The sequence below is a fragment of the Cupriavidus necator genome (assembly GCF_013141915.1).
GTDB classification, from domain to species: domain Bacteria; phylum Pseudomonadota; class Gammaproteobacteria; order Burkholderiales; family Burkholderiaceae; genus Cupriavidus; species Cupriavidus necator_B.
The window spans coordinates 13546-26513 of sequence record NZ_SROX01000002.1; the positions used below are offsets into that span (position 1 = coordinate 13546).

10 protein-coding genes and 1 tRNA gene are annotated in these 12968 nt (G+C 68.8%); 3 read left to right on the forward strand and 8 right to left on the reverse strand.

Features of this window, described 5'->3' with window-relative positions; all coding sequences use genetic code 11:
- Positions 1-92: 92 nt before the first annotated feature.
- Together E5S69_RS05035 and E5S69_RS05040 are read right to left on the reverse strand one after the other, a co-directional pair.
- Positions 93-1004 carry a glutamate/aspartate ABC transporter substrate-binding protein gene (locus E5S69_RS05035; RefSeq protein ID WP_171514434.1) on the reverse strand — a complete coding sequence of 304 codons (912 nt, stop codon included), beginning with the start codon at positions 1002-1004 and terminating at the stop codon, positions 93-95.
- Between the two features lie 105 nt (positions 1005-1109).
- Positions 1110-2393, reverse strand: a complete 1284-nt coding sequence (locus tag E5S69_RS05040) for a D-amino acid dehydrogenase (protein ID WP_171514435.1) — start codon at positions 2391-2393, stop codon at positions 1110-1112.
- 130 nt (positions 2394-2523) lie between these two features.
- Between E5S69_RS05040 and E5S69_RS05045 the strand changes: the two genes are divergently transcribed.
- Together E5S69_RS05045 and E5S69_RS05050 are read left to right on the forward strand one after the other, a co-directional pair.
- Positions 2524-3489 carry a LysR substrate-binding domain-containing protein gene (locus E5S69_RS05045; protein WP_171513944.1) on the forward strand — a complete coding sequence of 322 codons (966 nt, stop codon included), beginning with the start codon at positions 2524-2526 and terminating at the stop codon, positions 3487-3489.
- Between the two features lie 83 nt (positions 3490-3572).
- Positions 3573-4889 (forward strand): hemolysin family protein, encoded by a 1317-nt coding sequence (locus tag E5S69_RS05050; protein WP_171513945.1) that lies wholly within the window; start codon positions 3573-3575, stop codon positions 4887-4889.
- Here E5S69_RS05050 and E5S69_RS05055 read toward each other — a convergent pair.
- The 6 genes from E5S69_RS05055 to E5S69_RS05080 form a co-directional block, all read right to left on the reverse strand.
- Positions 4774-5892: a phosphatase PAP2 family protein gene (locus E5S69_RS05055; RefSeq protein WP_171514436.1), complete on the reverse strand. Its 1119-nt coding sequence runs from the start codon at positions 5890-5892 to the stop codon at positions 4774-4776. The two genes, E5S69_RS05050 and E5S69_RS05055, sit on opposite strands and share 116 nt — an antisense overlap.
- A gap of 1 nt (position 5893) precedes the next feature.
- Entirely contained in the window at positions 5894-6823 is a 930-nt protein-coding gene (locus E5S69_RS05060; RefSeq protein WP_171513946.1) for a DUF1653 domain-containing protein, read from the reverse strand.
- A 183-nt stretch (positions 6824-7006) separates the two neighbouring features.
- A tRNA-Ser gene (locus E5S69_RS05065) sits at positions 7007-7096 on the reverse strand.
- Between the two features lie 80 nt (positions 7097-7176).
- Positions 7177-8481: a serine--tRNA ligase gene (serS, locus tag E5S69_RS05070; RefSeq protein ID WP_171513947.1), complete on the reverse strand. Its 1305-nt coding sequence runs from the start codon at positions 8479-8481 to the stop codon at positions 7177-7179.
- 75 nt (positions 8482-8556) lie between these two features.
- On the reverse strand, positions 8557-9939 hold the full coding sequence (locus tag E5S69_RS05075) for an AAA family ATPase (protein ID WP_171513948.1): 1383 nt from the start codon (positions 9937-9939) through the stop codon (positions 8557-8559).
- Positions 9940-10017: 78 nt separating this feature from the next.
- Positions 10018-11163, reverse strand: a complete 1146-nt coding sequence (locus E5S69_RS05080; protein ID WP_171513949.1) for an ABC transporter ATP-binding protein — start codon at positions 11161-11163, stop codon at positions 10018-10020.
- Between the two features lie 153 nt (positions 11164-11316).
- Between E5S69_RS05080 and E5S69_RS05085 the strand changes: the two genes are divergently transcribed.
- The gene (locus tag E5S69_RS05085) at positions 11317-12960 is read left to right on the forward strand and encodes an ABC transporter permease (protein ID WP_171513950.1); all 1644 of its coding nucleotides are present in this window, start codon (positions 11317-11319) and stop codon (positions 12958-12960) included.
- Positions 12961-12968: the final 8 nt, after the last annotated feature.

Sequence of the window (12968 nt, forward strand, 5' to 3'; positions counted from 1 at the left end):
TCAACACTACCGCAAACCCTATCGAAGGCAAAATATCGATTCATCATGGCTAAATAACCGCGAGGCCCGGTTCCCCCGCCCGCCGCCCTGCCCTACTGGTAGGCCTTGTCGTTGGGCGCCGCGAACAGCGCCTTCATGTCGGCCGACAGCGGATAGTTCATGTTGATGCCGCGCGGCGGAATCGGCGACATGAACCACTTGTTGTACAGCTTCTCGGCCCGGCCGCTGGTCTGCAAGTCGGCGATCACGCCGTCGGCCAGCTTCTTGAACGAGGGGTCGTCCTTGCGGAACATGCAGGCGTAGTTTTCGGTCTGCAGCGGCGCGCCCACCACCACCCAGTCGGCCGCATTCTTGGCCTTGGTGCGCTCGCCATACAGCAGCGGCTCATCCATCACGAACGCCGCGGCACGGCCGGTTTCCAGGATCAGGAAGGACTGGCCGTGATCCTTGGTGCTGATCAGGTTCATGTTCATCGCCTTCTCGCCGTTCATCTTGACCAGCAGGCGCTCGCCGGTGGTGCCGGCGGTGGTGACCACGTTGCGGTCCTTCAGGTCGGCAAACTCCTTCACGCCCGAATCCTTCTTGGTCAGCATCTTGATGCCGTAGACAAACAGGCTGTTGGAGAACGCCACCTGCTTCTGCCGCTCCAGGTTATTGGTGGTGCTGCCGCATTCGATATCGATGGTGCCGTTCTGCACCAGCGGGATCCGGTTTTGCGAGGTGATCGGCGTCAGGCGCACCTGCAGGTTCGGCATCTTCAGTTCGCTTTTTACCTTGTCGACGATCTGCAGCAGGATCTCGTGCGAATAGCCCATGACCTCCTTGCCGTCGGTGTACGAGAACGGGATCGACGATTCACGGTAGCCCAGCGAGATCACGCCGCTGTCCTTGATCTTCTTCAGCGTGTCGCCGTCGGCGGCCTGGGCAGCGCCGGCGGCCAGCAGCAGCGTGGCGGCCGCGAGTGCGCGGCGGGTCGTGGATCGGTGGGGGTGCAGCGTTTGCATGTGGCGCTCCTTGTCGTGGGGCTTGGTCATCGAGGCATGTTTCGTGGACAGCTTCAGGTACTGCGGACTTACCGGTACGGCAACAACCCATGCTCGGCCGCGGCGCTATGCGCGCGCGGCATCGAAATCTTCTGCGTCGATGGCGGGGCGCCGCCCCGCCAGGCGGTCGGCCAGCAGGCCGGCACTGCCCATCGCCAGCGTAAACCCGAGCGCGCCGTGGCCTAGGTTGAGCCACAGCCCCGACACCCGCGACGGACCCACCAGCGGCAGGCCGTCGGGCGTGGCCGGACGCAGCCCGGCCCACGGCTGCAGTTGCGCAAGCGGCTGGTCCGGCACGATGCCGGGGAACAGCGCACGGGTCTGGGCCACCAGCGTGCCGACCCGCTCCGGGTCGATACGGGTGCCGCCGCGCACCAGGTCGGCCATGCCCGCCACCCGCAGTGTATTGCCGATCCGGGCATAAACGATCTTGTTGGCGAAATCCGTCACGCTGATATGCGGCGCGTGCGCACCGCTGGCCAGCGGCACCGTGATGCTATAGCCCTTGAGCGGCCACAGCATCGGCCGCACGCCCAGCGGACGCAGCAGCGGCACGCTGCCGATGCCGCCCGCCACGATGACCACGTCGGCGGGGACGATTTCCGCCTGCGTGCGCACGCCGGTGACGCGCCCGCCCTGCTGCACCAGCCCTTGCACGACGGTGCCAAAGCGCATCGACACGCCCGCATGGGCTCCGTCTCGCAGCAACCGTGCCAGCGACAGGCAGAAGCGATGGCAGTCACCCACCTCCTCGCTCGGGGTGTGGATGGCGCCGGCAATCTGGTCGCGGATGCCGGCCAGCGCCGGCTCCAGCGCCACGCAGGCAGCGCGATCCAGCGCCTGCTGCTCGCAGCCGAGGCTGGCCTGGTAGTCCAGCAGCCGGCAGGCCGAATCGAACGCAGCCGCGTCGCGGTGCACCACCAGCTTGCCGCGCCGCGCAAAATTGAAGCCGGCGCCGCCGTCGTCATGCTGGTGCCGGGCAACAAAGGCCTGCATCAGGTCGCGCGAATAAAAGCCCAGCCGTAGCAGCTTGCGTGTGGTGGCCTCACTGGTGGCGGCGTTGCAGGCGGCCATGAAGGCGGCCAGCCAGCGCCACTGCGCCGGATCCGCCGTGGGCCGGAAGCGCATCGGCGAATCGCGCCGCAGCAGCCAGCCCGGCACCTTGGCCATCACGCCCGGGCCCGCCAGCGGCGCCACGTAGCTGTAGCTCAGCTGCCCGCCGTTGGCAAAGCTGGTTTCTTCGCCCGGGCCGTCGTGGCGTTCCAGCACCGTCACCTGGTGCCCGTCCTCGGCCAGGCGCCATGCCGTCGTCATGCCCACCACGCCCGCGCCCACGATCACCACCCGCATTGCCATTCCTTTGCCTGCATCCATCAGACAGAGCGTAGTGCAACCGCGCCGGCTTGCCCAATGCGAATACGTGCCAGAATATGTCCTCAGGCTATGGGCGCCTGCCCGCCTTTTGATTGACTGAGATGCCATGCGCTTGCGCCAGATCGAAGTGTTCCGCGCCGTGATGCTGACCGGCACCGTCAGCGAGGCCGCGCGCCTGCTGCACGTGTCGCAGCCGGTGGTCACGCGCGTGCTGCAGCATGCCGAGGCCTCGCTTGGCTTCCGCCTGTTCGAGCGGGTGCGCGGCCGGCTGCAGGCCACGCCCGAGGCCAACGCGCTGTATGGCGATGTCGAAAGGCTATATGGCGAGATCGAACGCGTGCGCCGGGTCTCGGAAAGCCTGCGCCACAAGGGCGCCGGCCGGCTGCGCGTGGCGGCCACCCCGAGCTTGGCCAACCCGCTGCTGGTGCCGGCGGTGCGGCGCTTCTGCGCGCGCCACCCCGACACCCAGGTGCAGGTGCTGACGCACCATACCGACGAAATCGTCGGCGCGCTGCTGGCCAACCAGATCGACCTGGGCTTCGCTTTCGCCCCGCCCCGCCACGAAGCGATCTCGAGCGAGCCGGTGGCCAGCGGCCGCATGCTGCTGGCGGTGCCGCGCGCGCAGCCGCTGCCCGCCGGCGGGCGCCGCCGCACGGTGCCGATGCAGCGGCTGATGGAGCGCGCCTTCATCGGCTATGACGACAACAGCTCGCTCGGCCTGCTGGTGCGCCAGACCCTGGCCCGGCATGCGCTGGAACCGCGCTCGACGCTGGAAGTGCAGACCTACTCGCTGGCGCTGGCGCTGGTCGACGCGGGGCTGGGCATGACGCTGCTGGACCAGTACACCGCGCTCAGCGCCAGCGCCGAGCGCGTCGCGCTGCATGACGTAGCGCCGGTGCTGCCGTTCGAGATCCAGATGCTGCGCGCCAGCCACCGCGCCGGCTCGAGCCTGGCCGACGACCTGCGCGACCAGTTCGCGCAGGCCGCGGCAGCGCTCGCCGCAACGTTGCCGCAGCGCCTCGAAGCGCCCACGGCAAGCTTCGACGCCACGCCCGCCAGGCGCCGCGACTGAGCGGCGGACCGATTGACAGCCGCGCGCGCCGTGCACCATCATCAAGCCGCCTGCAGGCACAACCTGCCAGCGCCATCCTGCCTATGTTCGTCCTGACCCTGATCCTGCTCGTCCTAGTCAGCGCCTTTTTCTCGATCTCCGAGATCGCGCTGACCGCTGCCCGCCGCACCAAGCTGCAAGTCCTGGCGGAGCGCGGCGACGGCCGCGCCACGCGCGTGTTGCGGCTCAAGGAAGAGCCGGGCAATTTCTTCACCATCGTGCAGATCGGGGTCAACAGCGTCGCCATCCTGGCCGGTATCCTCGGCGAGAAGCATGTGTCCGACCTGCTGCTGGAAGCGCTGTCGCCCTACATGCAGGTGGTGCACGCGCAGCGAACCGCCAACATCGGCTCGTTCCTGATCGTGACACTGCTGTTCATCCAGTTTGCCGACCTGATCCCCAAGCGCATCGCCATGACCTTTCCCGAGGCCTGCGCGCTCGCCGTGATCGACCCGATGCTGACGCTGCTGCGCGTGCTCAGGCCGCTGGTCTGGATCTTCAACGCCGCCGCCGATGCCATGCTGCGGCTGATGCGGCTGCCGACCAAGCCGGTCGACCAGATCACCACCGAGGACATCGCCGCGATGGTGGATGCCGGCGCCGAGGCCGGCGTGCTGCACAAGCATGAGCTGCACCTGATCGAGAACGTATTCGAGCTCGATTTCAAGGGCATCACCGCGATCATGACGCCGCGCGACGAGGTGGTCTACCTGAGCCTGGACGAGCCCGCCGACAGCGTGCGCCGCAAGCTGGTCAACCAGCCGCACGCGCAATACCCCGTGTGCGGCCACGATCTCGACGACGTGCAGGGCTATATCGATTCCAAGGACATCCTGCAGTTGCTGCTGGCCGATGAAAGCGCGGCGGTGATGGGTAATATCGGCCGCCACCACGACAAGAACGTACTGGTGATTCCCGACACGCTGACCCTGTCCGAGTCGCTGACCCGCTTCCGCGAGATGCACCAGAGCTTTGCCGTGGTCATGAACGAGTACGGGCTGGTAGTGGGCATCGTCACGCTGGACGATATCGTCGGCGCGCTGATGGGCGACATCCTCTACTCCAGCGAAGACGAGCAGATCGTGCGGCGCGATGACAGTTCGTGGCTGGTCGATGGCCTGACGCCGCTGGTGGACCTGAAGAAAGCGCTGGAGCTGGATGCGCTGCCCGGCGAGGACTATGTCGATACCGCGGCCGGGCTGGTGATCTATGCGCTCAAGCGTATCCCGAAGAAGTCGGAGTCGATCACCGTGGCGGGCTATCGCTTCGAAGTGCTGGACATCGACCATCACAAGATCGACCAGTTGCTGGTGTCGCGCCTGCCGCAAACATCGGAGGCTGAAGCGGCGTCGCCAGCGTAGCGTCGCCGGCCAGACGATAGCGCTCGAGCGTATCCGGCAGCCGGAACCACGCTACATAGCCGAACGCCGCCACCACCGCAACGGCCGCCACCGTGCCGAGCCGCGACGGCGCCACGGAGTCCTGTGCCGCCGGCCCGTGCAGCGTGATGTAGGCCGCGCCAAGCAGCGCGATCCACGCCAGCCCGAGCGCATAACCCGCGGCCACATCGGAAAGCCAGTGCATGCCCAGGTACAGCCGCGACACGCCGATCGCCGCCACCGCCACCACGGTCAGCGCCAGCACCGGAATGCGCACGCGCCATGGCTGGCGCAGACACATCAGGAAGGCCAGGAAGCCGTACGTGACCATGCTGCTGGTGGCGTGGCCGCTGGGGAAGGAATACGACTCCAGGCCGCTGTAGATACTGGCCGGACGCACGCGCGCCATGGCCAGCTTGAGCGCCATCACGCAGGCGCGCGCGCCGAGCAGCGCGCCGGCCCAGTACAGCGCCACGACCCACGCGCGGCGCCAGCACAGCCACGCGAACACCGCCACGCCCACCGCCACGGCAACGCGCCCGCCGCCCAGTTCAGTCACGGCCACCATCGCCAGGTCGAGCCAGTCGGAGCGCAAGGCGCGCAGCCCCGCGAACACGCGCTGGTCAAGGCGCACCACCTGCGCATTTTCTGCGACCTCGCCGGCCAGCCAGAACAGCGCGCTGCCGCATCCCAGCAGCACGGCGCCGGCCAGCAGCACCAGCAGCAACTCGGCCACGTCGCGCTCGAGCACGCGCAGCGTGATCGCGCCCAGCCGCCGCGGCCGCGCGGCCACGCGCGCCGACAGTGCGCCGGCGCCCCACACGCGCCAGCGCTCCAGCCAGCGCACGAGCGGCCGCAACAGGGCCACCAGCAGCGGCACCAGGCTCAGCAGCAGCAAGGTCACCAGCGCAAACAGCGCGAGCAGGCCCAGCGCCGCGCCCGGCGTGAGCCAGTGCTGGGCGAAGGCGCCGGCGCGCGCCGGCATGTCAGTCACCGGATGCCTCCGCCGCGCCGACGATGCGGGCGATATTGGCGCGGGCCGGCGCCTCGCAGTCGGCGAAGGCCGCGGTCAGGAACAGTTGCGGGCGCTGCGCAAGGTGGCTCAGGAATGCCGCGCGCCGGCGCATGAATTCGGCCAGCAGCGCATCGCCCTGCAAGCCGGTGCGCGCCGCCAGCAGTGCGCGGTTCTCGGCAAAGACGTCCCGGCTGTGGCTGTCGAACACCTTCGGCGGCGCGGCCAGCCGCAGCAGGTCGAGATCGAGCACGGTGTCCGCGCCCTCGGCGCTCGGGCGATGGCCACGCGTATCCAGCACGATCCGCGCGGCACGCTCCAGCAGCGCGCGCGCCTCGCCAGGCGCGACCGTTTCGATCAGGGCGGCCGAGGCAGCTTCCTTGTGCTCGCAGCCTGCCACATAGACCGCGTCGTGGCACAGCACCGCCAACGCCTGCGCGCGGTCCAGCGCCACGCCGCGCGCATGGGCGGCCTCGAACATCTCGAGGATATGGCGGCGGTCGTGGTAGCGGCGGTACGGCGTGTCGTGCAGCGCCAGCACGTCTAGCACCGCCTGGCGCGGCAGGAAGTCCAGGCAGGCCAGTGCCGCGGGCCAGTCGGGCGCGAAGCGCGGCACTTCGCCCCGCGGCGTGGCCACCGGTTCGCTGAACACATCGGCGCGGCGCACCCACAGCAGCGACGGGTCACGCATGGCGCGGTAGACCACCACCGGCGCCAGGTCGGCCTCGAAGCGCCCCACCCCTACCGCCGTGTAGGCGCCGCCCTTGTAATGCCGGTACGGCATGCCGGCGACGAGATTGGGATCGGTCGGCAGTTCGGACGGGTCGCCGTGAAAGGCCGGCGCGGTCGCCGGGCGGTCGGGTGGCTGGGTCATGGTGCGGCATCCTGCGTTGCGGATCGCCATGATAGTGCACCAGCCGGCGCGGCCGATGGCGTCCGCCGCGCGGTCCGGCTACCGTGCCAAAGGCGGCGAACACAATAGCGAGCGCGGAAAAAACAAAACCGACGCGCACTGTCGTGGGCGTCGGCCTGAGTCTTACTACACTGTTGTTGCCTGCCGGTGGTCGAGACCGGGCAGCTTCTTGTCTGGCGGAGAGGGTGGGATTCGAACCCACGGTACCGTCGCCGGTACGCCTGATTTCGAGTCAGGTACATTCGACCACTCTGCCACCTCTCCGGTAACTGCTTTGCCGTGTGGCGAAACCAAGATTATAGCCACACGGCACTGGCCCGTGCAAGAGGCCGGCAGCAGATTTTTTACAGTTCGGGTTCCAGGCGGGTGACGCCGCCCATATACGGCTGCAGCGCGGCCGGCACCGTGACCGAACCGTCGGCGTTCTGGTAGTTCTCCAGGATCGCCACCAGCGTGCGGCCCACGGCCAGGCCCGAGCCGTTCAGCGTGTGCACCAGTTCCGGCTTGCCCTGCCCGGTGCGCATGCGGGCCTGCATGCGGCGCGCCTGGAAATCGCCCATGTTCGAGCACGAGCTGATTTCGCGGTAGGTATTCTGCGCGGGGATCCACACTTCGAGATCGTAGGTCTTGGTGCTGCCGAAGCCCATGTCGCCGGTGCACAGCACGATGGTGCGGAACGGCAGCTCCAGCTTCTTCAGGATGGCCTCGGCGTGGCCGGTCAGCTGCTCCAGCGCGTCGAAGGACTGGTCGGCCGGCACCACCTGGACCAGCTCGACCTTGTCGAACTGGTGCTGGCGGATCATGCCGCGGGTGTCCTTGCCGTACGAGCCGGCTTCGGAGCGGAAGCACGGCGTATGCGCGACAAAGCGCAGCGGCAGCTTCTCGCCGGCGACGATGGCGTCGCGCACGATATTGGTCAGCGGCACCTCGGCGGTGGGGATCAGGTAGAAGTTCTCGATGCGCTCGCCTTCCTCGCTGCCCACCTTGCGCGGCACCTTGAACAGGTCTTCCTCGAACTTGGGCAACTGGCCGGTGCCGCGCATCGACGCGGCGTTGACGATGTACGGCACGTACATCTCGGTGTAGCCGTGTTCCTGCGTATGGGTGTCGAGCATCAGCTGCACCAGCGCGCGATGCAGGCGCGCCATGCCGCCGCGCAGCATCGAGAAGCGCGAGCCGGTGACCTTGACCGCGGTGTCGAAATCGAGCCCCAGCTTTTCGCCTACGTCGACATGGTCGCGCACGGCGAAATCGAACTGGCGCGGCTCGCCGACGCGGCGCACCTCGACGTTCTGGGTTTCATCGTTGCCCACCGGCACGCTGTCGTGCGGCAGGTTGGGAATCGACAGCATCAATTCGGCCAGGTGCGCCTGGATCTCGTCCAGCCGCGCGGCCGAGGCCTTGAGGGTGTCGCCGATGCCGCCCACTTCGGCCATCACGGCCGAGGCATCCTCGCCCTTGCCCTTGAGCATGCCGATCTGCTTGGACAGGCTGTTGCGGCGCGCCTGCAGTTCCTCGGTCTGGGTCTGCAGTTGCTTGCGTTCGGCCTCGAGTGCCTGGAACGCCGCCACGTCGAGTTGGAAGCCGCGCGTGGCAAGGCGTTGCGCCACGGCGTCGATGTCTTTGCGGAACAGCTGGATGTCGAGCATGTTGCTAAGGTGAAGTGCAGGGCCAGCGACATGCCGGCGGACCCGCCATTTTACTGCACGCACGTTAGCAGGCGATCAATCCGGTTCGCCCGACTTGCCACCCTTGCCGCCGTCCTTGGGCTTGGCGGCACGCTGTTCGCGGTGCCAGGCCTGGTCGAGCTCGCGCAGGTGGCGCAGTTTCTCGGCAATCTTGCCTTCCAGCCCGCGCGGCACCGGCTGGTACCAGCCCTGCGCCTTGAGATCATCCGGGAAGTAATGTTCGCCGGCGGCATAGGCCTCGGGCTCGTCGTGCGCGTAGCGGTAGGCGTGGCCGTAGCCCAGCTCCTTCATCAGCCGGGTCGGGGCGTTGCGCAGGTGCACCGGCACCGCGCGCGACTTGTCCTTGGCGACGAAGGCACGGGCGGCGTTGTAGGCGTTGTAGCCGGCATTGGACTTGGGCGCCACCGCCAGGTAGATCAGGGCCTGGCCCAGCGCCAGCTCGCCCTCGGGCGAGCCAAGGCGCTCATAGGTCTCGGCCGCGTCCAGCGTGATGCGCGCCGCGCGCGGGTCGGCCAGGCCGATATCCTCCCACGCCATGCGCACGATGCGGCGCGCCAGGTAGCGCGGGTCGGCGCCGCCGTCGATCATGCGGCAGAACCAGTACAGCGCGGCGTCCGGGTCCGAGCCGCGCACCGACTTGTGCAGGGCGCTGATCTGGTCGTAGAAGGCATCGCCGCCCTTGTCGAAGCGGCGCAGGTTTTCCGACAGCGCACTGCCCAGCAGCGCGGTATCGATCTGTGCCGCGCCGGCTGTGCGCGCGGCGCGCGCGACGATCTCGATGTTGTTCAGCAGCTTGCGGCCGTCGCCATCGGCCGAGGCCACGATCAGCTGCAGCGCCTCGTCCTGCCAACTCAGTTTTCCCTGCTTGCCGCCGAGTTCTTCGCTGGCGCGCAGCGCCAGCTGCGTCAGCTCGGCATCGTCCAGGCTCTTGAGCACGTAGACCGCCGCGCGCGACAGCAAGGCGCCGTTGACCTCGAACGAAGGGTTCTCGGTGGTGGCGCCGATAAACGTGAACAGGCCGCTTTCCACGTGCGGCAGGAACGCGTCCTGCTGGCTTTTGTTGAAGCGGTGCACCTCGTCGACGAATACCAGCGTGCGGCGGCCATGGGCGCGGAACTGCTCGGCGCGCTCGACCGCCTCGCGGATGTCCTTGACGCCCGACAGCACCGCCGACAGCGCGATGAACTCGGCGTCGAACGCATCGGCCATCAGCCGCGCCAGCGTGGTCTTGCCCACGCCGGGCGGGCCCCACAGGATCATCGAATGCGGCTCGCCCGACTCGAACGCCACGCGCAGCGGCTTGCCCGGGCCCAGCAAATGCTGCTGCCCGATCACCTCGTCGATGGTGCGCGGGCGCAGGCGCTCGGCCAGCGGTTGCCGGGAACGGTCGGGAGTATCGGAAAAAAGCGAGTCCGCCACGGTAGTCAGAACCTGTCTATACGCAAGATGCAGAGCGCCACAGTGTAGACCATTGGTGCGCCTCGCTTGCGTTGGCCCCTAGGCGGCAAACGCCACCACGTCCTCGATCTCGACGCGGATGCCGATGCGCTCGCCCACGGCGTGGTTGTGGTGCGAGGGCACCAGCGCCAGCACGCGGCCGCCGCTGGCCAGGCGCAGCGTGTACAGGATCTCGGCGCCGCGGAAGGCCTTGTGCACCACCTCGGCGCGCATCGGGCTGGCGTCGTCGTGGATGATGTCATCGGGACGCACCAGCACTTCGACCGCGGCGCCGGCCGGCAGGTCCAGCGGCACGGCTGGGCGCAGCAGGCCCAGCTCCAGTTCGATCTCGCCGGCAGCGCGCAGCCGCCCCGCCATCAGCACGCCCTGGCCGATAAAACCGGCGACAAAGCGCGACGCCGGCCGGTGGTACAGGTCGTGCGCGCTGCCCCATTGCTCGATCACGCCGTCGTGCATCACGCCGATCTCGTCGGCCATGGCAAAGGCCTCGTGCTGGTCGTGCGTGACCAGGATGGCGGTGGTGCGCTGCGCCTTCAGGATCGCACGCACCTCCAGGCTGAGCCGTTCGCGCAGGTCCACGTCGAGGTTGGAGAACGGCTCGTCGAGCAGCAGCAGTTCCGGGCGCGGCGCCAGCGCGCGGGCGAGCGCGACGCGCTGCTGCTGCCCGCCGGACAGTTCGTGCGGGTACTGGCGGCCAGCGCCGTCCAGGCCCACCAGCCGCAGCACCTCATCCACCCGCGCCGCGCGCTCGGCCCGGCTGGCGCGCGTCAGGCCGAAGCCGACGTTGGCCGCCACGTCCAGGTGCGGAAACAGGGCGTAATCCTGGAACACCATGCCGATGCGGCGCTGCTCGGGCGCCAGCAGCGTGCCCGATGACGACACGGTCTGCCCGTCCAGCACAATGCGCCCGTCTTGCAGCGGCTCGAAGCCGGCAATGGCCCGCAGCACCGTGGTCTTGCCACAGCCGCTGGGCCCCAGCAGGCAGGCGATATGGCCGCGCCCCACCGCGAACGACAGGCCCTTCACCACGGCATGGCGGCCGAAGGCGTGGCGGATACGCTCCACCTCGATCACGGCCGGGGCGGCCGGGACCACGGGGACCGCGGCGCCCGGGGCAGTGGCTCGTGGAGCCGGACGGCTGCCGGTCTCGACGCCAGGCAATCGTGAATAGGAATCGGTTCGCATGTGCGCATTATAGGGAGATGGCGGGCACCCGCGGCCCGCGTCCACCCTGTGGCGGCGCGCCGGCGGCGACGGCATTGCTAGAATGCGTCAGCCCGCACACCGCGCCGCCAGGCAACGGGACGGCGGGCGGCTCTCTGCTCACCGTTCCCGCGCATGCTTCTGTCAAGCCGCCGCCGCTTCCATCCATTGACCGTCGCCACCGTGGCCATGGCGCTGCTGATCGCCGTGCCGGTGCTGGTGATCGCCTCGGCCGTGCTGCTGCCCGCGGGCGATACCTGGCGCCATCTGCTCGACACGGTGCTGGCCGAGTACGTGCTAAACACCGTCTGGCTGCTGTGCGGCGTCGCCGCGGGCGTGCTGCTGCTCGGCGTGAGCACCGCCTGGCTGGTATCGACCTACCGCTTCCCCGGACATGCCGTGATGGAATGGGCGCTGGTGTTGCCGATGGCGATGCCGGCCTATGTCATCGCCTACGCCTACACCGACGCGCTGCAGTTCGCCGGGCCGGTGCAGGGCTGGCTGCGCGAACTGACCGGCTGGCGTGCGCGGGAATACTGGTTCCCCGAGATCCGCTCGCTGGGCGGCGCGATCGCGCTGTTCTCGCTGGTGCTGTACCCGTACGTCTACCTGACCGCGCGCGCCGCCTTCCTGCAGCAGACCCAGAACACGCTGGAGGCCGCGCGGCTGCTCGGCCACAGCACCTGGAGCCGGCTCTGGCGCGTGGTGCTGCCGCTGGCGCGCCCCGGCATTGTCGCCGGCACCACGCTGGCGCTGATGGAAACACTGGCGGACTTCGGCACCGTGGCCTATTTCGCCATCCCGACCTTCTCCACCGGCATCTACCGCGCCTGGTTCTCGCTGGGCGACAAGAACGCCGCGGCGCAGCTGTCGGCCTGCATGCTGCTGTTCGTCGCCGCCATCCTGCTGATCGAGCGCGCCAGCCGCGGCCGCGCGCAGGTGTTCGGCAACCAGCGCCGCGCCGCGGCCTGGACCCTCGACGGGGCGCGCGGCTGGCTGGCGCTGGCGGCATGCCTGGTGCCGGTGCTGCTGGGCTTCCTGGTGCCCGCGCTGATGCTGTGCCGGATGGCCTTTACCGATGGCGACGCTCAGTTCGGCCCGCGCTTTGCCGGCCTGGTGCGCAACAGCTTCCTGCTGGCCAGCGCCACCGCGCTGGCCGCGGTGGCGGTCGCGCTGACGGTGGGCTATGCCGCGCGCGCGGTCAACGGCAAACGCAGCTGGCTGATGCGCGGCCTGACGCGGCTGTGCGGCATGGGTTATGCGCTGCCGGGCTCGGTCATCGCGGTGGGCGTGCTGGTGCCGGTAGCGCGGCTGGACAATGCGCTGTCGGCCTGGCTGCAGCAGCAGTTCGGGGTCTCGGTGGGGCTGCTGCTGACCGGCGGCATCGCCGCGCTGGTCTATGCGCTGCTGGTGCGTTTCCTTGGAGTGGCGCTGCAGACCGTCAATGCCGGGCTGGGCAAGATCACGCCCAGCATGGACGCCGCCGCGCGCAGCCTCGGCCACGGCCCCGGCGCCACGCTGCGCCGCGTGCATCTGCCGATGCTGCGCGGCAGCCTGCTGACCGCGGCTCTGATCGTCTTTGTCGATGTAATGAAGGAGCTGCCGGCGACCTTCGTGATGCGGCCGTTCAATTTCGACACGCTGGCGGTGCAGGCCTACAACCTGGCCGCGGACGAGCGCCTGACCGAGGCCGCCACCGCCTCGCTGGTGATCGTGGCGGTCGGGCTGCTGCCGGTGATCGTGCTGTCGCGCACGATCCGCCGCCAGGCGCAGCGCTGAGGCCGTGC

Excerpts from the sequence above, each read along its gene's own strand:
- E5S69_RS05035 (WP_171514434.1), bottom strand. The coding sequence starts at position 1,004 with ATGCAAACGCTGCACCCCCACCGATCCACGACCCGCCGCGCACTCGCG.
- E5S69_RS05040 (WP_171514435.1), bottom strand. The coding sequence starts at position 2,393 with ATGCGGGTGGTGATCGTGGGCGCGGGCGTGGTGGGCATGACGACGGCA.
- E5S69_RS05045 (WP_171513944.1), top strand. The coding sequence starts at position 2,524 with ATGCGCTTGCGCCAGATCGAAGTGTTCCGCGCCGTGATGCTGACCGGC.
- E5S69_RS05050 (WP_171513945.1), top strand. The coding sequence starts at position 3,573 with ATGTTCGTCCTGACCCTGATCCTGCTCGTCCTAGTCAGCGCCTTTTTC.
- E5S69_RS05055 (WP_171514436.1), bottom strand. The coding sequence starts at position 5,892 with ATGCCGGCGCGCGCCGGCGCCTTCGCCCAGCACTGGCTCACGCCGGGC.
- E5S69_RS05060 (WP_171513946.1), bottom strand. The coding sequence starts at position 6,823 with ATGGCGATCCGCAACGCAGGATGCCGCACCATGACCCAGCCACCCGAC.
- serS (WP_171513947.1), bottom strand. The coding sequence starts at position 8,481 with ATGCTCGACATCCAGCTGTTCCGCAAAGACATCGACGCCGTGGCGCAA.
- E5S69_RS05080 (WP_171513949.1), bottom strand. The coding sequence starts at position 11,163 with ATGCGAACCGATTCCTATTCACGATTGCCTGGCGTCGAGACCGGCAGC.
- E5S69_RS05085 (WP_171513950.1), top strand. The coding sequence starts at position 11,317 with ATGCTTCTGTCAAGCCGCCGCCGCTTCCATCCATTGACCGTCGCCACC.